Genomic DNA, 20,699 nt, shown 5'->3' on the forward strand with positions numbered 1-20,699 from the left:
CTCGTGAGCACTTCGGAGTGCCAGGGCACTCCGAAGTGCTCACATGCGCGTAGCGCACCCTGGACCCGTGGACGCCGCCGCGCTCGTCGCCGACACCCCCCGCGCCCAGGCCGCCGCGCTGCGATCCGGGGAGGTCACTGCCGTCGCGCTGGCGGAGGCGACGGTCGCGGCGGCCCGTGCGGTCGACGCCCGCGTCAACGCCTTCGTCACGATCGACGCCGACGCGGCCGGGGCGGCGGCCGAGGACGCCGACCGGCGGCGGGCGCGCGGGGAGGACGGCCCGCTGCTCGGGGTGCCGATCGCGGTCAAGGACGACCTCGACGCCGCCGGGCACGTCACGTCGTGGGGGAGCCGGGCGCGACGGACACCGGCGAGCGCCGACAGCGCGGTCGTCGCGACGCTGCGGACGGCGGGCCTCGTGCCGGTCGGTCGCACGACGCTGCCGGAGCTCGCGCTCTACGGGTTCACCGAGTCGGTGCGCTTCGGCGTCACCCGCAACCCGATCGACACGGCGCGCACGCCCGGCGGGTCGTCGGGCGGCTCGGCGGCGGCCGTCGCGGGCGGGGCGGTCGGGCTGGCGACCGCGAGCGACGGCGCCGGCTCGATCCGCATCCCCGCCGGGTGCTGCGGTCTCGTCGGCATCAAGCCCGGCGCCGGCCGCACCCCCGGCGGCGGGTGGAACGGCCTCTCGGTCCAGGGCTGCCTCACCCGCCGGGTCGCGGACTCCGCGCTCTACCTCGACCTGATCGGCGACTTCCCGGCCCCGCTCGCGGCCGCCGCCGAGCAGGATCCGCCGCCCCTGCGCGTCGGTGTCGACCTCGCCTCGCCGGTGTCGCCCGCGCTCCCGCTCGACCCCGAGCTCGAGGCCGCGGTGCGCCGGACCGCCGAGACCCTCGCGGGGCTCGGCCACGACGTGCGCGAGGTGCGCACCCGCTGGGGCGCCGCGCCCCTCGGCTTCGTCGCCCGCATGCTGCACGGTCTCGCCGCCACCGCGGGCGAGGTCGACGACCCGACGCTGCTCGAGGCGCGCACCGCCGAGGTCGCGCGGATCGGGGGTCTCGTCCCGGACGCGGCGATCGCGCCCGCCCGCCGCCAGGGCGCCGCGGTGGGCCGGCGCCTGCTCGCCGATCTCGGCGTCGACGTCCTGCTGACCCCGCCCGCGCGCGGCCCGGCCGTGCCGGTCGGGCACTGGGCGGGCCGCCGGGGCCTGCCGACGATGCTCGCCCTCGGGCGGCATTACGCCCACACCCCGGGCTTCAACCACACCGGGCAGCCGGCCGCCGTGCTCCCGGTCGGACGCTCCGAGGTCGGGCTCCCCCTGGCGGTCCAGCTCGCCGTCGCCCCCGGCGAGGACGCGCGGCTCGTCGCGCTGGCGGCGCAGCTCGAGCGGGCGGCCGGCCCTGTGCGGGAGTGATCAGCGCGACGCCGGGACACGGGTGAGGACCGGGGAGGTCGGGTAGCCCCGCCCGGTCCGCCGCGCCGTGGACGTCGCCGACGTCCGCGTGCCGTGACCCCGGGGTACAGCCCTCCGCCCCGTCGCTCTCGTGCGGACCCGTCCGGCGTCGCCCCCGGCCGCCGGTCCCCGCGCGTGCCGAGGAGAGCGATGACCCCACTCGACGCGGTCCGCCCCGTGCTGGGGTCGTTCCGGACCGGGCCGTCCCCGCGGGGCGAGGGGCGCACCCGGCACAACCTGGCCGTGCTGGCCCGCGCCGCGGCCGACGACCTCGACGTCGCGCGCCTGGCCGAGGCACACCTCGACGCCGTGACGATCCACGCCGAGCTCGGGGGCCGGCCCGTGCCGGCCGGCTCGTGCTGGGGCGTGTGGGCCGCTGGACCGCCCGACGCGGAGGTGCGCGCGGAGCCGGACGGGGCGGGCCGATGGCGCCTGACCGGTCGCAAGCCGTTCTGCTCCGGCGCGGCGGGTCCGTGCACCCACGCCCTCGTCACCGCCCGGGCCGACGACGGCCGCCGCATCCTCGCGGTCGACCTCGCCGCGCCCGGGATCACCGTGACCCCCGGGCGGTGGCAGGCCCACGGGATGCGCGGCAGCGCCGCGGCGACCGTCGACCTCGACCGCGTGCCGGCCGAGCCGCTCGGCGGGCCCGGCGCCTACCTCGAGCGCGCGGGGTTCTGGCACGGCGCGATCGCCGTGGCGGCGGCGTGGTTCGGCGGCGCGGTCGGGGTCGCGGCGCCGCTGCGCCGCGCGGCCCGCGACGGTCGTCTCGACGCCCACGGCCACGCCCACCTCGGCGCGGTCGACGCCGCCCTCGCCGCGGCCCGGTGCCTGCTCCGCGACGCCGCGGACGCTCTCGACGCCGCGAGCCCGGAGCCGGCGCCGGTGGCCCGGCGGCGGGCCCTGCGGGTGCGGGCGGTCGTCGAGGCGGCGGTCGACAGCGCGCTGCGGCGCACCGGCCGCGCGCTCGGTCCGGGCCCGCTCGCCGGCGACGCCGACCACGCGCAGCGCGTCGCCGACCTCGAGGTCTACGTCCGCCAGAGCCACGCCGAGCGGGATCTCGCCACGCTCGGGGAGCTGGTCGGGGACGCCGAGGACGTGTGCCTGTGACCGCGCCGTCGCTCCAGGGCGCCGGGACGCCCGAGGACATCTGGTGGGGGCCCGGCGGCCTGGACGCGGTCCCGGCGGTCGACCCCGCGACCGTGCGACCGACCGGCCGGGTGGTCGTGGTGGCGCCGCACCCCGACGACGAGGTCCTCGGCGTCGGCGGGGTGCTCGCCGCCTGGGCGCCGGACGAGCTGCTCGTCGTGGCCGTCACCGATGGCGAGGGCTCCCACCCGGGGAGCCCGACGCTGACGCCCGCGCAGCTCGTCGAGCGCCGTGTCGGGGAGCGTCGCGCCGCGCTCGCCGCCCTGGGGGTGCCCGCCCGGGTGCACCGTCTCGGCCTGCCCGACAGCGGGGTGACGGCGGCCGGCGTCGCTCACGGTCTCGGTGCTCTCCTGCGCGCCGGCGACACCGTGCTCGCCCCCGTCGCGGACGACGGCCACCCCGACCACGACGCGGTGTCGGCCGGCGCGGGGCTCGCCGCCGACCGGGCCGGGGTCGCGTGCCGGCGGTACGCGGTGTGGCTGTGGCACTGGGCGCGCCCGGGGCAGGTGTCCTTCGAGGGTGCCCGCCGGCTCGTGCTGCCCGGCGACGCCGTCGCGGCCAAGAGCGCGGCGATCGCGTGCTTCACCACGCAGATCGCGCCGCTGTCCGACGACCCGCGCGACGCACCGGTGCTCACGGACGCCGTCCTGGCCCGGTTCCGCCGGGACACCGAGATCCTGTGGGGGCCGTGGTGAGCCTGTCCCGCGCGTACTTCGACGACCTCTACGCCCGCGACGCCGACCCGTGGGGCATCGAGGCGGGCTGGTACGAGGAGCGCAAGCGCGCCGTCGTCCTCGCCGCCCTGCCGCGGCCCCGGTACGCCCGCGCGTTCGAGCCCGGCTGCGCGTCCGGGGCGCTGTCGGTGGGGCTGGCCGACCGGTGCGACGAGCTCGTGTGCCGCGACGCCGCCGACCGCGCCGTCGCCGCCGCCCGCGCGCGGCTCGCCGGCCGCCCCGGCGTGGACGTGGCGCGGGGCGCGCTGCCCGGCGAGGTGCCCGCCGGCCCGTTCGACCTGGTGGTGGCCTCGGAGGTCGTCTACTACCTCGACGCGGACGACCGGGCGGCCTGCTGGGACGCCGTCGAGGAGCGTCTGGTCCCCGGCGGCCACCTGCTCGCCGTCCACTGGCTGCGCGCCGCGCCCGAGTACCCCGTCGAGGGACCCGCGGTGCACGACGAGCTCGCCGCGCGCCCCGGGCTCGCGCGGACCGTCCGTCACGACGAGGCCGACTTCCGGCTCGAGGTGTACGTGCGCGTCCCGCCCCCGGCGCGCTCGGTCGCCGAGGAGACGGGGCTGCGGTGACGCCGTGGATGGGTGTCGTGGTCCCGGCCCACGACGAGGAGGAGCTGCTCGCCGACTGCCTGGCCGGGCTCCGCGCGGCCGCCGGCGCCGTGCGGGACCGCGCGCGCGTGGCGGTGCTCGTCGTCGCCGACGCGTGCACGGACCGCACCGAGGTGATCGCCCGCCGGCACCGCGTGGGGGTGCGGCGTCTGGCGGCGCGCAACGTCGGGCGGGCCCGCGCCGCGGGTGCCGCCACGCTGCTGGCGCGTCGGACCCCGCCGCTGTGGCTGGCCACGACCGACGCCGACTCCGTGGTGCCCCGGGACTGGCTGTCCGCGCAGCTCGCGGCCCGGGACGCGGGTGCCGACGCGTGGGTCGGCACGGTCGCGGTCACCGACTGGGCCGGGCTGCCGCACCCGGTCCGTCACCGCTACCGGGCCGCGTACGACGAGGGCGGGACCGGCGACGCCCACCGCCACGTGCACGGAGCGAGCCTCGGGATCGCGGCCGACGCGTACCGCGCGGTCGGGGGGTTCCCGCCGCGGGCGACCGCGGAGGACGTCGCGCTCGTCGCGGCCCTCGACCGCGGCGGGTACCGGGTGCTCCGCGACCGCGCGCACCCCGTCGTGACGAGCGCGCGCACCGACGGCCGCGCCCCGGACGGATTCGCCGGTCATCTCCGGACGCTCACCCGGCATGTGATGCCCGCCTCACCGGGTAGCCCTCTCGCGGCCCCGCTCGAACCCGCGGCGGGGAGCCGGGGGCGGTCCGGCCGTGCCCGCGACTGATCGACACCGACGTCTCACCCGCTCGAGCCCGCGGCGGAGCCTCGACACGTGCTGCGCGCCCGCGACTGCCGGGCGCGCCCGTTCCCAGGAGCCGCGCCATGCCCGAGCGTCCCCGTCACACCGTCCGAGGAGCGTTCCCGTGAGCGCCGGATCCGCCGCGTGGCGTGCCCGGGTCGACGCGTCGCTCGACCCCCGGTTCGAACGGGCGTTCGCGATCGTCGACGCCGTGCACGCCGAACAGCAGCGCGGCACCCTCGAGCCCTCGCGGCTCGCCCGGTTGCGCCAGGAGCTCGCCCACCTCCTCGCCGAGATCGACGGTCTCGTCACGCCCCGCACACCGCGGGGCACGCGGTGACCGGCCGGTCGGGGGTCCTGCGTCGTCCGGTCGCGGCGGGTAACCTCCCGGTGACAGATTCGGCGGTTGAGACCTGCAGGCCGTCGCGGACGACGTGGTCCGACCCTTCCGTGGGCCGGGCCGCCCGTGGCCGCGAGGAGGCCCCATGAGCATCGACGTCGACCCGTCCACCGATCTCTCCGAGGATCTGCCGGCCGACCTGTCGGCGCGCCGACGCGCCGCGGTCGCCGAGGCCGTCGCCCGCGCCGAGCCGTCGGCCGTCGGCAACCGCCGGGCCTCGGTCGGCATCCGCCGGTACGGCCCGGGCTGCGTCGCGCTCGCGCTGCGCGGGCGGTTCGACCGCGCGGGCCGGGAGCGCCTGCGCGGCATGGCCGGCGAGCTCGAGCGCCAGGCGCGGACCGAGCTGGTCATCGACCTCTCGGGCCTCGAGGGCTGCGACGCCGGCCTCGCGCGGGTGCTCGCACGACTGCGCATCCGCTGCCTGGCCCACGAGGCCCGTGTCGAGCTGCACGACCCACCCGAGGCGCTGGCCGCGGAGCTCGGCCAGTTCCGGCTGTAGAGGGAGGACTCCCGTGACCGATCGCGACGACCTCCGCGTCCGCAAGGCCCTGCAGGGGATGGCGTTCCCCGCCGACCGCACCCAGGTCATCTCCTGGGCCACCGACCGCGGCGAGGGCGACACCCAGGTGCTGACGGCGCTGCGCGCGCTGCCCGACCGCATGTTCTCGACCGCCGACGACGTGGTGATCTCGGTGCCGCAACGCCCGGACCGGGCCTGAGTACGGTCGTGCGGTGACGTCCACGCCGATCACCGACGACGACCGTGACCACCTGCGACGCTGCGTGGAGCTCGCCCGCGAGGCGCTGGAGGCGGGCGACGACCCGTTCGGCTCGGTGCTCGTGGGCCCCGGCGGCGGCGGCGTCCGGTTCGCCGACCGCAACCGGGAGAGCTCGAGCGGTGACGCGACGCGCCATCCGGAGTTCGAGATCGCCCGGTGGGCGGCGGCCGAGCTCACCGCGCAGGAGCGGGCGGCGAGCACCGTCTACACCTCCGGCGAGCACTGCCCGATGTGCGCGGCCGCGCATGCCTGGGTCGGGCTCGGGCCGATCCTCTACGCGAGCTCGTCGGAGCAGCTGACGCGCTGGCGTGCCGAGCTCGGCGCGCCGCTGTCGCCGGTGCGTCCCCTGCCGATCACGGACGTGGCGCCGGCGCTGCGCGTGAACGGCCCGGTGTCCCCGTTCGACGACGAGATCCGCGAGCTCCACCGCCGCCGCCTCGCCGGCTGACGCCCCCGGACACGACGACGGCCCGGACCCGCAGCGTGTGCGCGGGTCCGGGCCGTACGTGAGCGAACTTTGGTGCTATGGCCCCAGAGTTCGCTCACGTGGGGTCGATCAGGTGCCGTCGGGGACGGGGGCGATGGTCTCGTAGGTGCCGTCCTCGTTGGTGTCGACGGCGCCCATGTCGAAGTCGCCGTTGTTGTTGGTGTCGAGCAGGACGGTCTCGCCGTAGCCGTCGGCGTCGGTGTCGACCACGGCGGTCTCGAAGCTGCCGTTGTGGTCGGTGTCGGCGATGACCGTGTCGACGTAGCCGTTGTGGTCCTCGTCGGTCGACACCGAGTCGATCTGGCCGCTCGCGTCGGTGGTGTAGGTGCCGACCTGCTGGCCGGAGGCGTTGTAGACGGAGCCGTTGGCGAAGGAGTAGTTGTCGCCGGCGGTGTCAGCCATGATCGATGCTCGCTCTCGGTGAGTGCTCGGTGCCCGGTGTGGTGGGCGTTCGGCACTCTGACGGCGGGAGGAGACGCGGATGTTCCGTCGGGAGCAGGGAATTTTCTCAGCGAGCCCGCGATCACCCAGGGTGACGGTCAGTCGTCGTCATCGCCGTCGCGGTCGTTGCCGTCGATCCCGCCCCGCGCCGCCTCGGACGCGGTCACGATGTCGACCGAGCCGAAGGCCCCGCTCGCGTCCACCGTGACCTCGCGCTGGGTGGCGCCGCCCGGGGGCAGCTGGCAGGCCTGCTCGCAGTCGGTCCCGCCGAACACCATGAAGCCCGCGGTGCGCACGACGGTGCCGTCGGGCACGACGACCTCGGTCTTCCCGAACAGCGACGCCACCTGGACCTCCTGCCGGTCGGCGGTGACGGGGACGGTCCGGTGGCCGAAGAGCGCGAAGCCGTCGTCGGCGCCGACGATCCGCGTGCCCCCGAAGGCCACGGCGCCGAGGACCAGGACCGGCACGACCACCCGCCCGATGCGGTGGTACCAGGGCGGCTGGTCGGGAGCGCTCGCCGGCACCGGCGGCGTCCGCGGCTCGGCCGGCGTCGACGCCGCCGGCGCCGGGAGGTCGGCCACCAGCATGTCGAGCTCCCGCTGGACCCGCGCCTCGTAGCACTGCCGGGTGCGCTCGTCGTACTCGGTGAGCGTGAGGACCCCGTCGTCGAGGGCCGCGCGGAGGCGGTCGTCGGTGGCGCGCCGCTCCCGGTCGCCGATCCGCATCTCCGGGGGCTCCGCGGTCACGGATCCATCCTGCCCGGTCACCCGCGGCGACGGGAGGCGAGCAGGGCCCGGTCGTCGGGGTCGTCGGTGCGGGCGAGGGCGGCGTCGAGCGCGGCGTCGGCCTCGCTGTTGCGGCCGAGGCGGCGCAGCAGGTCGGCGCGCACCGCGTGGAGCAGGTGGTAGCGGTCGAGGCGCGCGGCGAGCTCGTCGACGATCGCCAGGGCCGTCGCGGGCCCGTCGGTCTCGGCCACGGCGACCGCGCGGTTGAGCGCGACCGTCGGGCTCGGGGCGAGCGCGAGGAGCTGGTCGTGGAGGGCGACGAGCTGGGCCCAGTCGGTCGACGCGGCGTCCGGGGCCGCGGTGTGGACCGCGTTGATCGCGGCCTGCACCTGGTACGGCCCGGGGCGGTCGCGGCGCAGGCACCGACGCACCAGGTCGAGACCCTCGGCGACGAGCGCCGGGTCCCACCGTGCGCGGTCCTGGTCGGCCAAGAGGACCCGCGCCCCGCGGCCGTCGGTCCGGGCGGGGCGACGGGCCTCGGTGAGCAGCATGAGCGCGAGCAGGCCCAGCACCTCCGGCTCGTCGGGCATCAGCTCGGCGAGCAGCCGCCCCAGCCGGATCGCCTCGGCGGCGAGGTCGTCGCGGGTGGCGGTCGCGTGGCCCTCGGTGAAGACGAGGTACACGACGGCGAGGACGCCGGGCAGTCGGTCGGGGAGGTCGGCGTCGCGCGGCACGCGGTAGGGGATGCGGGCCGCCCGGATCTTGTTCTTCGCGCGCACGATCCGCTGGGCCATCGTCGCCTCGGGCACGAGGAACGCCCGCGCGATCTCGGGGGTCTCGAGCCCGCCGAGCAGGCGCAGCGTCAGGGCGACCCGGGCGGGCAGCGCGAGCGCGGGGTGGCAGCACGTGAAGATCAGGCGCAGGCGGTCGTCGTGCACCGGGCCGTCCTCCTCGTCCTGCGGTTCGTCCTCGTCCGGCTCGTCCCGCGGCGGCTCCTCGCGGACCGCCCGGGCCTCCTTGTCGCGGCCGAGCGCGTCGCGCCGCAGCCGGTCGATCCCGCGTCGGCGGGCGGTGGTGACGATCCAGCCGCCCGGGTTCGGCGGCACACCGTCGGCGGGCCAGCGGGTGAGCGCGACGGCGAACGCGTCCTGCACCGCCTCCTCGGCGAGGTCGATGTCGCCGAGGGCGCGCACGAGCGTCGCCACGCACCGCCCGTACTCCTCGGCGAAGATCCGGGAGATCTCCGCCGAGGAGGGCGGGGTGCTCACACGGTCCAGTGGAACGGGCGGACCTCGATCGGCAGGCCGGTGGCCTCGGTCGAGCGCCTGGCCCAGTGCATCGCGGCGTCGAGGTTGGGCGCGTCGACGATCGTGAAGCCGCCGAGGTACTCCTTGAGCTCGACGAACGGGCCGTCGGTGACGAGGACGTCCTCGCCGCTGCGGGCCAGGACCGTCGCGGTGTCGGGAGCCTCGAGCCCGCCGGAGAACACCCAGACGCCCGCGGACCGCATGTCGGTGTGGAGCCGGTCGAGGCGGGTCATGATCTCGCCCAGCTCGGCCTCGGACGGCGGCTCGCCGCCGGCGGGCTGGTACACGCTGAGCAGGTAGTGGGCCATCGGGGTCCTCCTCGGTCCTGGCGGCGGGCACCGTGCCCGCACACCCCCACCACGAACGGCCCGCGGCCGATCGACAGGTCCGGACGGAGATTCTCGCGGCGGGGCTCAGTACAGGAGCGTCCGGTAGTGCTCCGGGGCGTAGCGCTGCTCCAGCTCCTCGAGGGAGGCATCGGGGCTCGTCCGGTGCGCGATCTCGGCGACGCTCGGGAGGTCGGTGGATGTCCACGACTCGGGGTCCCACAGCCCGCTGCGCATGAGGGCCTTGGGGCAGTGGAAGAACACCTCGTCGACGGTCACCTCGACCAGGACGCGCGGGCGGTGGCCGCGGACCTCGAACACCGCCGCGTCCTCGGGGTCCAGGAGGAGCCGCGCGCGCCCGTTCACGCGCAACGTGTCGCGGCGGTGCGGGACGAGGAACAGCAGCGCGACGTGGGGGTCGCCGAGGATGTTGACCATCCCGTCGACGCGGCGGTTCCCGGGCCGGTCGGGGAGCAGCAGGGTCCGGTCGTCGACGGCGAGCACCTCGCCCGCCGGGTCGCCCTTGGGGGACACGTCCAGCGAGCCGTCGGCGCCGGAGGTGGCCAGCAGGTGCAGCGGTGAGCTCGCGATGAAGGCCCGGTCGACGTCGTCGAGCTGCGCGCGCACCTTCGTGACGGCGCGTGGCATCGGCTCGCCGATCACGGCTCGCAGCTGCTCGACATCGGTGATCTCCGTGCCGCCGCGTGCGGCCCGCCCGCTCATCGACCCGAGGTTACGGAGCCTCGGGCGACCGCGCGAAGAGGTGCCGCCGGTTGATCGCCTCCAGCACGTCGGCGCGCGTGCGTGTGCCGTGGTCGGCGGCGACGAGGCGGTCGGCGATCGCCACCGAGAAGGCGATCAGGCAGCGCGCCTCGAGGTCCTCATCGTCGGCGCTGACGGGCTCCAGCAGCTCGCGCAGGTAGGCCATGCGGACGTCGTCGACGCGGCGCAGGCGCTCGGCGACGCCCGCGTCGCGCCGCGCCCAGTCGCGGACGGCGAGGTCGACCGGGCGCAGCTCGACGCTGAACGTCAGCTCGGCGGCCCGGCGGGCCTTCCGCATCGCGTCGCCGCCCTCCCGCTCGACGCGCGCGAGGACGTCCGCGGTGCTCCGGGACTCCCACGTGTCGAGCACCTCGGTCAGGAGCGCGCGCCGGTCGGCGAAGTAGCCGTAGAAGCCGCCCTTGGTGACGCCCAGCGACCGGGCCAGCGACTCGATCTGGACCGCGTCCGGCCCGCCGTCGGCGAGCGCCAGCAGGGCCGCGTCGATCCACCGGTGGCGCGGTGTGCGGGCGAGGGCCATGCGTTCCTCCCGGTGTCTATACGGCACCGTACAGACGGTGCTAGCGTCGGTGTATACGGGTCCGTACATCGACCGGGGAGCGGCCATGACCACAGCACCCGCCACCGGCCACGGGCTGCGGCTGCCGCCGGGTCAGCGCCCGGTCGCCGGCTTCCCGCGCTTCGGCACCCACCTCCACCACCCGCCGCCGGCCGTCCCCGCGGACCACGCGATCGAGGTCCGCGGCGCGGTGCGGGCCGGCGTCACGGTCCCGCTCTCTGCGCTCGCCGGGCTGCCGCGCCGCGAGCTCGTCGCCGACCTCCACTGCGTCGCCGGGTGGTCGGCGGTCGACCTCCGGTGGGAGGGGGTCCCGTTCGCGAGCTTCTGGCGCGAGCTGGTCGCGCCGGCCCTCGACCCGGACGCGCCCGTCACCCACCTCGTCTTCCGGGGACTCGACGGGCACCGGTCGGTCGTCACGATCGAGGACGCGCTGGACGACGACGTCCTGCTCGCCGAGAACCTCGACGGGCGGCCGCTCGACGGCGACCACGGCGCCCCGGTCCGGCTCGTCAGTCCGCGCCAGTACGGCTACCTCAGCACCAAGCACCTCTGCCGGATCGAGGTCCGCACCGCCCGGCCGGGACCCCGCCGGTCCGTGATCGACCGGGTGATCGAGGAGCACCCGCGCGCGCGGGTCTGGGCCGAGGAGCGTCACGGCTCCCTGCCGGGGCCGTGGGTGCGCCCGTTCTACCGCGCGCTGGTCGCGCCGCTCCGGGCCCTCTGCGCGCTCGGCGACTCAGGGGCGCGCGAGGCCGTGGAGCAGTAGCGCCGCCAGCGCCTCGTACGCCTCGGCGTCGGCGAGCCCGGTCGCGCCGGCGATGCGGCGCTGCTGGATCGCCACCATCGTCGTCGCGACGGTCTCGGCGGCGAAGGACACCGGCACGTCGCGGAAGGCGCCGGCCTCGACGCCCTCGGCGATCAGCTCGCCGACGCGCCGGGCCGCGGCGCGGGTGTTGCGCGCGTAGACCTCGGCGGCGGGCGGGAACGCGGCCATGTCGTCGACGAAGGCGGCCGACGCGGGGGCGAGCTCGGCCGCCACGGCACGCAGGTAGGCCGCGACGCGGTCGGCCGGCGCCGCGCAGGCGTCGACGGCGGCCTCGACGTGGGTCGTGGCGCGCTCGAAGAAGTGCACCACCGCGGCGCGCACCAGCTGTTCCTTCGAGCCCGCGAGCGCGTAGAGCGTGCGCTTGGAGCACCGCAGCCGAGCCGCGAGGTCGTCGAGGGTGAGGTGGGCGAAGCCCTCGGCGAGCAGGAGCGCCACGAGGGCGTCGAAGAGCTCCGAGTGGCGCGCGGCACCGCGGCGCGTCGAGCTCGGAGCACTCATGCGCCTACCCTAGCGGCACCTCCATCGGTACTCTAGGACCGATCTGAGTACCGATAGGAGTCCAGCGATGCCGGTCGACCGCCTGCTGCCCACCCAGGAGTCCGAGGACCTCCTCGAGCTGACCCGCGACCTCGCGGACAAGGAGCTCGCGACGCGGGTGGAGGAGCACGAGCGGGCCGAGAGCTATCCCGAGGGCCTCTTCGCGACGCTCGGCGCGGCCGGACTGCTGGGGCTGCCCTACCCCGAGGAGGTCGGCGGCGGCGGGCAGCCGTACGAGGTCTACTTGCAGGTGCTCGAGGAGCTGGCCGCCCGCTGGGCCGCGGTGGCCGTGGCGACCAGCGTCCACTCGCTGTCGTGCTTCCCCCTGTTCACCTTCGGCACCGCCGACCAGCAGCAGCGCCTGCCCGAGATGCTGGGCGGCTCGCTGATCGGGGGCTACTCGCTGTCCGAGCCGCAGGCCGGCTCGGACGCCGCGGCGCTGCGGTGCAAGGCCTCGCGGGTGGAGAACGGCTACGAGATCACCGGCACCAAGGCCTGGATCACCCACGGCGGGCGCGCCGACTTCTACGCGCTGTTCGCCCGCACGGGCGAGGGCTCACGCGGCGTCTCGTGCTTCCTCGCGCCGGGGCAGGCCGAGGGCCTGTCCTGGGGGCGGCCCGAGGAGAAGATGGGCCTGCACGCGGTGCCGACGGCCACGGCGAACTGGGACGGCGCGGTGCTCGACGCCGACCGGCTGATCGGCCGCGAGGGGCAGGGTCTCGAGATCGCGTTCTCGGCGCTGGACTCGGGGCGCCTCGGGATCGCGGCCTGCGCCGTGGGGCTCGCGCAGGGCGCGCTGGACGCGGCGGTCGACTACGCGAACGAGCGGACGACGTTCGGCCGCAAGATCGTCGACCACCAGGGGCTGGGCTTCGTGCTCGCCGACATGGCCGCGGCCGTCGACTCCGCGCGCGCCACCTACCTCGACGCGGCCCGCCGCCGCGATCTCGGGCGTCCGTACTCGCGGCAGGCCAGCGCGGCGAAGCTGGTCGCGACCGACAACGCCATGCGGGTCACCACCGACGCCGTGCAGGTGTTCGGCGGCTACGGCTACACCCGCGACTTCCCGGTGGAGCGCTACATGCGCGAGGCCAAGATCATGCAGATCTTCGAGGGCACCAACCAGATCCAGCGCCTGGTGATCAGCCGCGGTTTCGCCCGCTGATACGTGAGCAGTTGGGGCCCCTGGAGGGGCCCCAACTGCTCACAGGGGACTCAGCCGCCCCACGTCACCTGGCGCAGGCCGTGGCGGTCGGGCGGGCCGGGCTGGGCGGCGCCGTCGGGGGAGACCGGCGAGCCGTGCGCCGTGCCGCCGTCGCGGGCCTCGGTCTGGTCGCCGCCCGACGGGGTCGCGCCGGCGTCGAGCTCGGCGAGCCGGGTGCGCAGCACCTCGATCACCGGCAGACGCGAGGAGTGCTCCCGCTCGTGGGCGAGCAGGCCCTCGACGTCCTCGCGCGCCAGCGAGCGGATGCGGTGCTTGACGGTGTCGACCGTGGCGTGGTCGAAGTCGGGAAACGGGGTGTCGGCCACGGAGCTCCTCCTTGCGGACGGGGCCGCAGGGCTACCCGATCACGCCGCCGACGCACCCTCCTCCTCGTCGCCGGGCGCGGGAGCGGCCGCGAGCATGCCCGACACCCGCTTCTTGACCATCCACCCGATCGTCGCGCCCGCCACGAGCGCGACGGCCAGCCCGACGTAGGAGAAGCGCTTCAGCCACGTCTCGGCGACGATGCCGAGGAAGTAGATGGCGTACGTGGTGCCGATCGTCCACAGCGCGCCACCGATGATGTTGGCGGGCAGGAACTTCTTGTACGGCATCCGCAGGGCCCCGGCCAGCGGCCCGGCGAGGATGCGCAGGATCGCGATGAAGCGGCCGATGATCACGGTCAGCACACCCCAGCGCGCGAACGCCCGTTCGGCGAGGGCGAGGTGGGACGGCCCGAAGTGCTTCGGGAACCGCCGCCCCAGCCGTTCGAGCAGCCCGATCCCGTAGTGCCGCCCGACGGCGTAGCCGATGGAGTCGCCCACCACCGCCCCGATGAGCGCCCCCAGGGCGACCCACTCCGGCTCCACCGGGATGTCGGGGCGCGACGAGAGCAGCGCGGCGCTGACCAGCACGACCTCGCCGGGCAGCGGCACGCCGAGGCTCTCGATGCCGACGACCCCCGCGACGGCCAGGTAGACCGCCAGCGGGGGGATGGTCATCAACCAGTGGTCGATCGCCACGTCGGGACCTCTCGCTCGGCGGCGGGTGAGCTGCTCGGTGAGCTCCCCGGATCCTTGCGATGATGACCCACGGTGGCGCGCAGGGGGACCCTCCCGTCCGCTAGACGACCACGGACGGCCCAGTCGGCGACCCAGGGTGACCTACTCGCGGCGCAGCGTCCGGCTCCGGCCGCGGAACTCGGCGATCACCTGGTTGTCCCGGGGACGGACGAGCGTCACGTCGAACACCCCGCTGCGCCCGAAGGCCACCCGCTCGGTCGCGAGCGCCTCGAGGACGTCGCCGGTGCGCGCCGAGGCGACGAAGACGATGTCCGCGGCGGCCGCCACCGCGACCGGCCCCGGGCTGTTGCACGCGCACGCGAACGCCGAGTCGGCGAGCAGGAACAGGTAGCCGCCGTGGCACATGCCGTGCCCGTTGACCATGTCCTCGGTGATCGTCATGGTCAGCCGGGCCCGGCCGTCGACGGCCTCGTGCAGCTCCATGCCGAGCTTGCGCGAGGCGGCGTCGTCGTCCCACATCCGCCGGACCGACGGCGAGATCGGCCCGTCGAGGTCACCCATTCCGCTTCGCCACCAGCGTCAGCACGTCGTACTTGGCCACCGGCTCGCCGGCGGCGTTGGCCACCTCGGCGTCCCAGCGCACCTCTCCGTACGCCGCGGAGGCGCGGGGCGAGATGTCCTTGGCCGTCAGCGTGATCGTCAGTTCGTCGTCGAACTTCACCGGCGTCAGGAAGCGCAGGTGGTCGACGCCGAAGTTCGCCAGCACGGGTCCGGGCGCCGGGTCGACGAACAGGCCCGCGGCGAACGAGACCACGAGGTAGCCGTGGGCCACCCGCTCGCCGAAGAACGGGTTCGCCGCCGCGGCCTCGGCGTCGAGGTGGGCGTAGAACGTGTCGCCGGTGAACTCGGCGAAGTGCTCGACGTCGGCCTCGGTCACGCGCCGCGGACCGCCGACCACGGTGTCGCCCGGGCGCAGGTCCTCGAGGTGCTTGCGGAAGGGGTGCTCGTCGGTGACGGTGCGGGCGCTGCCCGGCACCCACCGCCCGGTGATCGCCGCGAGCATGTCCGGGCTCGCCTGGACCGCGCTGCGCTGCATGTGGTGGGCGACGCCGCGCAGCCCGCCCATCTCCTCGCCGCCGCCGGCGCGTCCCGGCCCGCCGTGCACGAGCTGGGGCATCGGCGAGCCGTGGCCCGTCGACTCCTTCGCGTCGGCGCGGTCGAGCACGAGCAGCCGCCCGTGCCACGGCGCGACGCCCAGCACGACGTCGCGCGCGAACGCCGGGTCGGCGGAGACGACCGAGCCGGCCAGCGACCCCTGACCGCGGGCGGCGAGCTCGATCACCTCGGCGGTCGAGGAGTACGGCACCACGGTCGACACCGGCCCGAACGCCTCGACCTCGTGCACGGCGGCGGAGTCCGGGTTCGCCCGCAGCAGCACCGGGGACAGGAACGCGCCCCGCTGGGCGTCCGCCCCGTGGACCTCGACCTGCTCGGGGTCACCGAACACGATCTCGGCCTCGTCGGTGAGCGACTTCAGCGAGCGGCGCACCTCCTCGCGCTGCTCCAGCCCGGCCAGGGCACCCATGGTCACCGCGGGATCGGCGGGGTCGCCGACGACGACGTCGGCGAGCTTCGTCCGGACCGCCTCGACGACGGCGTCGGCCTGCTCCGCGGGCACGAACGCGCGCCGGATCGCCGTGCACTTCTGGCCGGCCTTGACCGTCATCTCGGTGACGAGCTGGGAGACGTAGAGGTCGAACTCCGGGGTGCCCGGCGTCGCGTCCGGCCCGAGGATCGAGCAGTTCAGCGAGTCGGCCTCGGCGGTGAACCGCACCGCGCGGGCCGAGAGGACCGGGTGGGTGCGCAGCCGCCGCGCGGTGGAGGCCGAGCCCGTGAACGACACGAGGTCCTGCTCGGTGAGGTGGTCGAACAGGTCGCCGGTCGAGCCGGCCAGGAACTGCACCGAGCCCTCGGGCAGCAGGCCCGAGTCGACGATCAGCCGCACCAGCTCCGCGGTGAGGAACGCCGTCGGCGTCGCCGGCTTGATGATCGACGGGACGCCGGCCAGGAACGCCGGCGCGAGCTTCTCGAGCGGGCCCCAGCAGGGGAAGTTGTAGGCGTTGACCTGCACCGCGACACCCTGCAGCGGGGTGTGGACGTGCTGGCCGACGAACGTGCCGCCCTTGCTCATCGGCACGAGGTCGCCGTCGAGCCACGGGCCCGCGGCGGGCAGCTCGCGCTTGCCCAGCGAGGCGTAGGTGAGCAGCACCCCGATGCCGCCGTCGACGTCGAACTTCGCGTCGCCCTTCGTCGCGCCCGTGCGCGCCGAAGCCGCGTAGAGCTCCTCGCGGTGCTCGCGCAGGTGCCCGCCGAGGGCCTTGAGCAGCGACGCGCGCTGGTGGAACGACAGCTCCCGCAGCGCCGGCCCGCCGGTGCGGCGCCCGTACGCGGCCACCGCGGCCATGTCGATGCCGTCGGTGGCCAACCGGCCGATCTCCTCGCCGGTGACGGCGTCGCTCATCGGGCGGCCCTCGACGCCGTCGGGGGTGACCCACCCGCCGCGGACGTAGCTGGGCAGGACGCTCATCGCTGGGACTCCTATACGTCGTAGTCGACGGTCACGTCGTCCGAGACCGGCAGAGCCTGGCAGGTGAGCACGAAGCCGGCCTCGACCTCCTCGGGCTCGAGCGCGAAGTTGCGCCGCATGCGCACCTCGCCGACGGTCACCTGCGCGCGGCAGGTCCCGCAGACGCCGCCCTTGCACGCGAACGGCAGGTCGGATCGGGCCTTCTGCGCGGCGTCGAGCACCGGCTCGGTGCGCGGCAGGGTCAGCACGCTCTCCCGGCCGTTGAGCACGACCGTGACGGTGGCGCCCCCGGCGTCGTCGACGACGTCGTCCTCGGCGCGGTGCACCTCGGGCGGCGGCTCGTCGACGTAGAACAGCTCGCGGTGCACCCGCCGGCGCTCGACGTCGAAGCCGGTGATGACGTCGGTGGCCGCCTCGACCATCCCGAGCGGCCCGCACAGCCACCAGTGCGCGACCTCGCCGACGGGCACCAGCGCGCCGATCAGCGTGCGCAGGCGGTCGGCGTCGAGGCGGCCGTTGAACAGGTCGGCGGCGGTGGGCTCGCGGGAGAGCACGTGGACCAGCTGCAGCCGCGGGCCGTAGCGGTCCTTGAGGTCGGCGAGGTCCTCGCCGAACATCACCGTGTCCGAGCGCCGGTTGCCGTAGAGCAGGGTCACCTGGGTGTCGCGGTCGGCGGCCAGCACGGTGGACGCGATCGAGAGCACGGGCGTGATGCCCGAGCCGGCGGCGACGAGGACGTGGTGCTCCCCGGGCGCGACCTCCGGCGTGAAGCGGCCCTGCGGCGGTCCGACCTCGATCTCGTCGCCCGCGGCGAGCCGGTCGACGAGCCACGTCGAGAACAGCCCGGTGTCGACACGGCGCACCCCGATCCGCGGCGCCGCGCCCTCGGGCGCGCAGATCGAGTACGAGCGGCGCTCCTCGCCGTCCTCGCCGGTCAACCGCAGCGTGAGGTACTGGCCGGCGCGGAAGGCGTAGTCGTCGCCGAGGTGGTCGGGGACGTCGAACCGCACGGCCACGGCGTCGTCGCAGAGCCGCTCGACGTCGGCGACGCGCAGGGTGTGGAAGCCGGGGGCCGTGTCGGTGGCACGGTCCTCGGTGGCGGGCGCCGTCATCAGATCTCCTTGACGTGCTCGAACGGCTCGCCGCACGACCGGCAGCGGCGCAGCGCGGTGCAGGCCGTGGGTCCGAAGCGGGAGGTCTCGTCGGTGTCGCGGGCGCCGCACTGCGGGCAGGCGACGGTCCGCGACGGGGCCACGAGGGTCAGGGGCACCGGGCCGCCCGCGGCACGGGGACCGATCCGGTCGGGCGGTGCGACGCCCGCGGCCGCGAGCTTGCGCCGTCCCTCGTCGGAGATCCAGTCGGTGGACCACGGCGGGCTGAAGGTCGTGCGGACGTCGACCTTCGCGTACCCGGCCTCGGTCAGCGCGCGCCGCAGGTCGTGGCGCATCTCGTCGAGGGCGGGGCACCCGGAGTAGGTCGGGGTGAGGGTGACCCGGACGACGCTGTCCGCGCCGTCCTCCACGACCTCCACGCCGCGCAGGACGCCGAGGTCGGCGAGGGTCAGCATCGGCATCTCGGGGTCGACGACCTGCTCGGCAGCCGTCCGCGCGTCGGTCTCGGTGGTCACCACGTCGCCTCCGGGTGGGCGCGGGCGAGCGACTGCATGAGGGCGAGGAGCCCGCCGAGGGCCTCGGTGTGCACGCCGTCGCGGCCCCCGCGGCCGCCGACGAGGCCGACCGCGGGCTTCTCCGGGCGGGTCAGCGTGGCCGCCGGCAGGACCTGCTCGAGGACCGCGTCGACCTCGGCGCGCAGCTGCTCAGGATCGACGGCGACGCCGGCGTCGACGAGACGGCGCTCGACGGCGTGGGAGAGGAAGAGCTCCTCGACGAACGGCCACACCGCGTCGAGGCCCGCCTGCATCCGGGTGTGCGAGAGCTCGGTGCCGTCGCCCAGGCGCAGGACCCACTGGGCGGCGTAGTCGCGGTGGTAGGTCAGCTCCTTGACGGCCTTCGCGGCGACCGCGGCGAGCACGGGATCGCTGCTCGCGGTGAGCCGCTGCATCAGCGCCAGGCGCCACGAGGACAGGACGAGGATCCAGGCGATGGTGCGGCCGAAGTCGCCGAGCTCGGACTCGACGAGCGTGACGTTGCGGAAGCCGCGGTCGTCGCGGAAGTACGTCAGCACGTCCTCGTCGTCCTGCGGCCCGGCGCCTCCGCCTCTCCCGTCGCTGCGCTCGCCCCGGTACGGCTCGGCGGCGCCGAGGTGGCCCGCCCGCGAGAGCAGGACGCGGGCCTGCCCGAGCAGGTCCAGCGCGATGTTCGCGAGCGCGACCTCCTCCTCGAGCTCGGGCGCCTTCGCCGTCCACCCGGACAGCCGCTGGGCCGCGATCAGGGCGTCGTCGGCGAGCATGAGGCAGTAGGCCGCGAGGTCGTCGCGGTCGACGCCGTCGGGCACCGGCGCGTCGATCTCCGCGGTGCCGGCGTCGAACCCGGTGCCGAAGGCCCAGCGCCCGTCGTCGTCGGCCGTCGACAGGGCGTCGTAGACGTTCTCGTCGTCGTGGTCGTGATGGCTGCTGTGCATCAGAGGTGGGGGACGTCGTCGGGGATCTCGTAGAACGTCGGGTGCCGGTAGACCTTGTCGCCGGCCGGCGCGAAGAACGGGTCCTTCTCGTCCGGGCTCGACGCGGTGATCGCGTCGCCGCGGACGACCCAGATGCTCACGCCCTCGTTGCGCCGCGTGTAGAGGTTGCGGGCGTTGTGCAGGGCCATCGTGTCGTCGGGGGCGTGCAGCGACCCGACGTGCACGTGGTTGAGCCCGCGCTTGCCGCGCACGAAGACCTCGTAGAGCGGCCAGACCGCCTTCGGGGTGCCGGTGAACGTCGGCTCGCCCTCGACGTGGGCCGTGGTGTCGTCGGCCATGCTCATGCTGCCGGCACCTCCTTCCGGGCGTGCTTGGCGGCGTACGCGCTGGCGGCGTCCCGCACCCACTGACCGTCCTCGTGCGCGGCGCGACGGTTGGCCAGGCGCTGGGCGTTGCACGGCCCCGCACCCTTGACGACCTGCATGAACTCGTCCCAGTCGATGTCGCCGAAGTCGTGCGCCTCGCGCTCGGCGTTCCAGCGCAGCTCCGGGTCCGGCAGCGTGACGCCGAGGGCCTCGGCCTGCGGGACGGTCATGTCGACATAGCGCTGGCGCAGCTCGTCGTTGGTGTGGCGCTTGATCCGCCAGGCCATCGACTGCTGGGTGTTGGGCGAGTCGCCGTCGGCGGGGCCGAACATCATCAGCGACGGCCACCACCAGCGGTCGACGGCGTCCTGGACCATCGCGCGCTGCGCGTCGGTGCCGGCCATCAGCGTGCGCAGCAGCTCGAAGCCCTGGCGCTGGTGGAACGACTCCTCCTTGCAGATGCGCACCATCGCCCGCGCGTAGGGGCCGTAGCTGGAGCGGCACAGCGGGACCTGGTTGACGATCGCGGCACCGTCGACGAGCCACCCGATGACGCCGATGTCGGCGAACGTCAGCGTCGGGTAGTTGAAGATCGACGAGTACTTCTGCTTGGAGTCGATCAGCTTCTCGGTGAGCTCGGCGCGGTCGACGCCCAGCGTCTCGGTCGCCGAGTAGAGGTACAGCCCGTGCCCGGCCTCGTCCTGGACCTTGGCCAGCAGGATCGCCTTCCGGCGCAGGCTCGGGGCGCGCAGGATCCAGTTGCCCTCGGGCTGCATCCCGATGATCTCGGAGTGCGCGTGCTGGGCGATCTGGCGGATCAGCGTCTTCCGGTAGCCCTCGGGCATCCAGTCGCGCGGCTCGATCCGGCCCTCGGTCGCCACGGTGCGGTCGAACTCCGCCTCGAGGTCGCTCAGGTCGCGGCCCTGGTCCTCGGTCACCGTCATCGGTGGCCACCTCCGTACCGAATGTTCGTTCGGTTGGCCATGGTGGCGCACCGGGGTGCGGGTGCGCAACCGTCGTCGCCCGGGTGACGGAGCGAGGGCCGCCTTCGCTGCCTGTGACGCAGCGAGGGACGCCTTCGCTCCAG

At 75.4% G+C, this 20,699-nt stretch carries 27 protein-coding genes; 11 read left to right on the plus strand and 16 right to left on the minus strand.

What is annotated here, in order from left to right; all coding sequences use genetic code 11:
* Positions 1-67 precede the first annotated feature (67 nt).
* The 9 genes from ACR9E3_RS24605 to ACR9E3_RS24645 all read left to right on the plus strand — a co-directional run bounded on the left by ACR9E3_RS24605 (position 68) and on the right by ACR9E3_RS24645 (position 6,311).
* A complete protein-coding gene (locus ACR9E3_RS24605) occupies positions 68-1,414 on the plus strand; it encodes an amidase family protein (RefSeq protein WP_460383283.1) in 1,347 nt (448 codons plus the stop codon).
* A 189-nt stretch (positions 1,415-1,603) separates the two neighbouring features.
* On the plus strand, positions 1,604-2,563 hold the full coding sequence (locus ACR9E3_RS24610; RefSeq protein ID WP_460383284.1) for an acyl-CoA dehydrogenase family protein: 960 nt from the start codon (positions 1,604-1,606) through the stop codon (positions 2,561-2,563).
* Positions 2,560-3,297 (plus strand): PIG-L deacetylase family protein, encoded by a 738-nt coding sequence (locus tag ACR9E3_RS24615; protein ID WP_460383286.1) that lies wholly within the window; start codon positions 2,560-2,562, stop codon positions 3,295-3,297. Before ACR9E3_RS24610 ends, ACR9E3_RS24615 begins: the two co-directional genes overlap by 4 nt.
* Positions 3,291-3,902, plus strand: coding sequence for a methyltransferase (locus ACR9E3_RS24620; protein ID WP_460383287.1), 612 nt, complete (start codon positions 3,291-3,293; stop codon positions 3,900-3,902). Before ACR9E3_RS24615 ends, ACR9E3_RS24620 begins: the two co-directional genes overlap by 7 nt.
* Positions 3,899-4,669: a glycosyltransferase family 2 protein gene (locus ACR9E3_RS24625; RefSeq protein WP_460383288.1), complete on the plus strand. Its 771-nt coding sequence runs from the start codon at positions 3,899-3,901 to the stop codon at positions 4,667-4,669. The genes ACR9E3_RS24620 and ACR9E3_RS24625 overlap by 4 nt, the downstream gene beginning before the upstream one ends.
* Before the next feature lie 139 nt (positions 4,670-4,808).
* Entirely contained in the window at positions 4,809-5,024 is a 216-nt protein-coding gene (locus ACR9E3_RS24630) for a hypothetical protein (protein WP_460383289.1), read from the plus strand.
* Positions 5,025-5,169: 145 nt separating this feature from the next.
* Positions 5,170-5,583, plus strand: a complete 414-nt coding sequence (locus ACR9E3_RS24635) for an STAS domain-containing protein (protein WP_460383290.1) — start codon at positions 5,170-5,172, stop codon at positions 5,581-5,583.
* Positions 5,584-5,596: 13 nt separating this feature from the next.
* A complete protein-coding gene (locus ACR9E3_RS24640) occupies positions 5,597-5,803 on the plus strand; it encodes a DUF2795 domain-containing protein (RefSeq protein WP_460383292.1) in 207 nt (68 codons plus the stop codon).
* Positions 5,804-5,816: 13 nt separating this feature from the next.
* The gene (locus ACR9E3_RS24645) at positions 5,817-6,311 is read left to right on the plus strand and encodes a deaminase (RefSeq protein ID WP_460383293.1); all 495 of its coding nucleotides are present in this window, start codon (positions 5,817-5,819) and stop codon (positions 6,309-6,311) included.
* A 108-nt stretch (positions 6,312-6,419) separates the two neighbouring features.
* On the opposite strand, the gene ACR9E3_RS24650 is transcribed toward ACR9E3_RS24645, so the two are convergent.
* The 6 genes from ACR9E3_RS24650 to ACR9E3_RS24675 all read right to left on the minus strand — a co-directional run bounded on the left by ACR9E3_RS24650 (position 6,420) and on the right by ACR9E3_RS24675 (position 10,452).
* Entirely contained in the window at positions 6,420-6,752 is a 333-nt protein-coding gene (locus tag ACR9E3_RS24650) for a hypothetical protein (RefSeq protein ID WP_460383295.1), read from the minus strand.
* 137 nt (positions 6,753-6,889) lie between these two features.
* Complete coding sequence (locus ACR9E3_RS24655; RefSeq protein ID WP_460383296.1) at positions 6,890-7,540, minus strand: DUF1707 SHOCT-like domain-containing protein; 651 nt, start codon at positions 7,538-7,540, stop codon at positions 6,890-6,892.
* 17 nt (positions 7,541-7,557) lie between these two features.
* Positions 7,558-8,796: an RNA polymerase sigma factor gene (locus tag ACR9E3_RS24660; RefSeq protein WP_460383448.1), complete on the minus strand. Its 1,239-nt coding sequence runs from the start codon at positions 8,794-8,796 to the stop codon at positions 7,558-7,560.
* Positions 8,784-9,134, minus strand: coding sequence for a YciI family protein (locus ACR9E3_RS24665; RefSeq protein ID WP_460383449.1), 351 nt, complete (start codon positions 9,132-9,134; stop codon positions 8,784-8,786). Before ACR9E3_RS24665 ends, ACR9E3_RS24660 begins: the two co-directional genes overlap by 13 nt.
* A 105-nt stretch (positions 9,135-9,239) precedes the next feature.
* Positions 9,240-9,875: an MSMEG_1061 family FMN-dependent PPOX-type flavoprotein gene (locus ACR9E3_RS24670; protein ID WP_460383297.1), complete on the minus strand. Its 636-nt coding sequence runs from the start codon at positions 9,873-9,875 to the stop codon at positions 9,240-9,242.
* 10 nt (positions 9,876-9,885) lie between these two features.
* The gene (locus ACR9E3_RS24675) at positions 9,886-10,452 is read right to left on the minus strand and encodes a TetR/AcrR family transcriptional regulator (protein WP_460383298.1); all 567 of its coding nucleotides are present in this window, start codon (positions 10,450-10,452) and stop codon (positions 9,886-9,888) included.
* A gap of 85 nt (positions 10,453-10,537) precedes the next feature.
* On the opposite strand from ACR9E3_RS24675, the gene ACR9E3_RS24680 reads away from it, so the two are divergent.
* Complete coding sequence (locus ACR9E3_RS24680) at positions 10,538-11,257, plus strand: molybdopterin-dependent oxidoreductase (RefSeq protein WP_460383299.1); 720 nt, start codon at positions 10,538-10,540, stop codon at positions 11,255-11,257.
* Here the strand turns inward: ACR9E3_RS24680 and ACR9E3_RS24685 are convergent.
* Positions 11,228-11,815 carry a TetR/AcrR family transcriptional regulator gene (locus ACR9E3_RS24685; protein WP_460383300.1) on the minus strand — a complete coding sequence of 196 codons (588 nt, stop codon included), beginning with the start codon at positions 11,813-11,815 and terminating at the stop codon, positions 11,228-11,230. The two genes, ACR9E3_RS24680 and ACR9E3_RS24685, sit on opposite strands and share 30 nt — an antisense overlap.
* A 67-nt stretch (positions 11,816-11,882) precedes the next feature.
* Here ACR9E3_RS24685 and ACR9E3_RS24690 point away from each other — a divergent pair, with 67 nt between their 5' ends.
* On the plus strand, positions 11,883-13,019 hold the full coding sequence (locus tag ACR9E3_RS24690) for an acyl-CoA dehydrogenase family protein (RefSeq protein ID WP_460383301.1): 1,137 nt from the start codon (positions 11,883-11,885) through the stop codon (positions 13,017-13,019).
* A gap of 50 nt (positions 13,020-13,069) precedes the next feature.
* Here ACR9E3_RS24690 and ACR9E3_RS24695 read toward each other — a convergent pair whose 3' ends face one another.
* The 9 genes from ACR9E3_RS24695 to paaA form a co-directional block, all read right to left on the minus strand.
* Positions 13,070-13,384, minus strand: a complete 315-nt coding sequence (locus tag ACR9E3_RS24695; protein ID WP_460383302.1) for a hypothetical protein — start codon at positions 13,382-13,384, stop codon at positions 13,070-13,072.
* Positions 13,385-13,423: 39 nt separating this feature from the next.
* On the minus strand, positions 13,424-14,080 hold the full coding sequence (locus tag ACR9E3_RS24700; RefSeq protein ID WP_460383303.1) for a DedA family protein: 657 nt from the start codon (positions 14,078-14,080) through the stop codon (positions 13,424-13,426).
* A 141-nt stretch (positions 14,081-14,221) separates the two neighbouring features.
* Positions 14,222-14,641 (minus strand): hydroxyphenylacetyl-CoA thioesterase PaaI, encoded by a 420-nt coding sequence (paaI, locus tag ACR9E3_RS24705; RefSeq protein WP_285652344.1) that lies wholly within the window; start codon positions 14,639-14,641, stop codon positions 14,222-14,224.
* A complete protein-coding gene (gene paaZ / locus ACR9E3_RS24710; protein WP_460383305.1) occupies positions 14,634-16,667 on the minus strand; it encodes a phenylacetic acid degradation bifunctional protein PaaZ in 2,034 nt (677 codons plus the stop codon). The genes paaI and paaZ overlap by 8 nt, the downstream gene beginning before the upstream one ends.
* 11 nt (positions 16,668-16,678) lie before the next feature.
* A complete protein-coding gene (gene paaE / locus ACR9E3_RS24715; RefSeq protein WP_460383307.1) occupies positions 16,679-17,779 on the minus strand; it encodes a 1,2-phenylacetyl-CoA epoxidase subunit PaaE in 1,101 nt (366 codons plus the stop codon).
* Positions 17,779-18,297 (minus strand): 1,2-phenylacetyl-CoA epoxidase subunit PaaD, encoded by a 519-nt coding sequence (paaD, locus tag ACR9E3_RS24720; protein WP_460383308.1) that lies wholly within the window; start codon positions 18,295-18,297, stop codon positions 17,779-17,781. The genes paaE and paaD overlap by 1 nt, the downstream gene beginning before the upstream one ends.
* The gene (gene paaC, locus ACR9E3_RS24725) at positions 18,291-19,247 is read right to left on the minus strand and encodes a 1,2-phenylacetyl-CoA epoxidase subunit PaaC (RefSeq protein ID WP_460383309.1); all 957 of its coding nucleotides are present in this window, start codon (positions 19,245-19,247) and stop codon (positions 18,291-18,293) included. Before paaC ends, paaD begins: the two co-directional genes overlap by 7 nt.
* A complete protein-coding gene (gene paaB / locus ACR9E3_RS24730; protein ID WP_460383310.1) occupies positions 19,247-19,591 on the minus strand; it encodes a 1,2-phenylacetyl-CoA epoxidase subunit PaaB in 345 nt (114 codons plus the stop codon). The genes paaC and paaB overlap by 1 nt, the downstream gene beginning before the upstream one ends.
* On the minus strand, positions 19,588-20,556 hold the full coding sequence (gene paaA, locus ACR9E3_RS24735; protein ID WP_460383312.1) for a 1,2-phenylacetyl-CoA epoxidase subunit PaaA: 969 nt from the start codon (positions 20,554-20,556) through the stop codon (positions 19,588-19,590). The genes paaB and paaA overlap by 4 nt, the downstream gene beginning before the upstream one ends.
* Positions 20,557-20,699 lie beyond the last annotated feature (143 nt).

The sequence above is a fragment of the Actinomycetospora sp. C-140 genome (genome assembly GCF_054796175.1).

What these genes read in the sequence shown, in the direction of transcription:
- ACR9E3_RS24610 (WP_460383284.1), top strand. Translation starts at nt 1,604, where the DNA reads ATGACCCCACTCGACGCGGTCCGCCCCGTGCTGGGGTCGTTCCGGACC.
- paaE (WP_460383307.1), bottom strand. Translation starts at nt 17,779, where the DNA reads ATGACGGCGCCCGCCACCGAGGACCGTGCCACCGACACGGCCCCCGGC.
- paaA (WP_460383312.1), bottom strand. Translation starts at nt 20,556, where the DNA reads ATGACGGTGACCGAGGACCAGGGCCGCGACCTGAGCGACCTCGAGGCG.
- ACR9E3_RS24665 (WP_460383449.1), bottom strand. Translation starts at nt 9,134, where the DNA reads ATGGCCCACTACCTGCTCAGCGTGTACCAGCCCGCCGGCGGCGAGCCG.
- ACR9E3_RS24680 (WP_460383299.1), top strand. Translation starts at nt 10,538, where the DNA reads ATGACCACAGCACCCGCCACCGGCCACGGGCTGCGGCTGCCGCCGGGT.
- paaC (WP_460383309.1), bottom strand. Translation starts at nt 19,247, where the DNA reads ATGCACAGCAGCCATCACGACCACGACGACGAGAACGTCTACGACGCC.
- ACR9E3_RS24675 (WP_460383298.1), bottom strand. Translation starts at nt 10,452, where the DNA reads ATGGCCCTCGCCCGCACACCGCGCCACCGGTGGATCGACGCGGCCCTG.
- ACR9E3_RS24690 (WP_460383301.1), top strand. Translation starts at nt 11,883, where the DNA reads ATGCCGGTCGACCGCCTGCTGCCCACCCAGGAGTCCGAGGACCTCCTC.
- ACR9E3_RS24635 (WP_460383290.1), top strand. Translation starts at nt 5,170, where the DNA reads ATGAGCATCGACGTCGACCCGTCCACCGATCTCTCCGAGGATCTGCCG.
- ACR9E3_RS24670 (WP_460383297.1), bottom strand. Translation starts at nt 9,875, where the DNA reads ATGAGCGGGCGGGCCGCACGCGGCGGCACGGAGATCACCGATGTCGAG.
- ACR9E3_RS24650 (WP_460383295.1), bottom strand. Translation starts at nt 6,752, where the DNA reads ATGGCTGACACCGCCGGCGACAACTACTCCTTCGCCAACGGCTCCGTC.
- paaB (WP_460383310.1), bottom strand. Translation starts at nt 19,591, where the DNA reads ATGAGCATGGCCGACGACACCACGGCCCACGTCGAGGGCGAGCCGACG.
- ACR9E3_RS24685 (WP_460383300.1), bottom strand. Translation starts at nt 11,815, where the DNA reads ATGAGTGCTCCGAGCTCGACGCGCCGCGGTGCCGCGCGCCACTCGGAG.
- paaI (WP_285652344.1), bottom strand. Translation starts at nt 14,641, where the DNA reads ATGGGTGACCTCGACGGGCCGATCTCGCCGTCGGTCCGGCGGATGTGG.
- paaZ (WP_460383305.1), bottom strand. Translation starts at nt 16,667, where the DNA reads ATGAGCGTCCTGCCCAGCTACGTCCGCGGCGGGTGGGTCACCCCCGAC.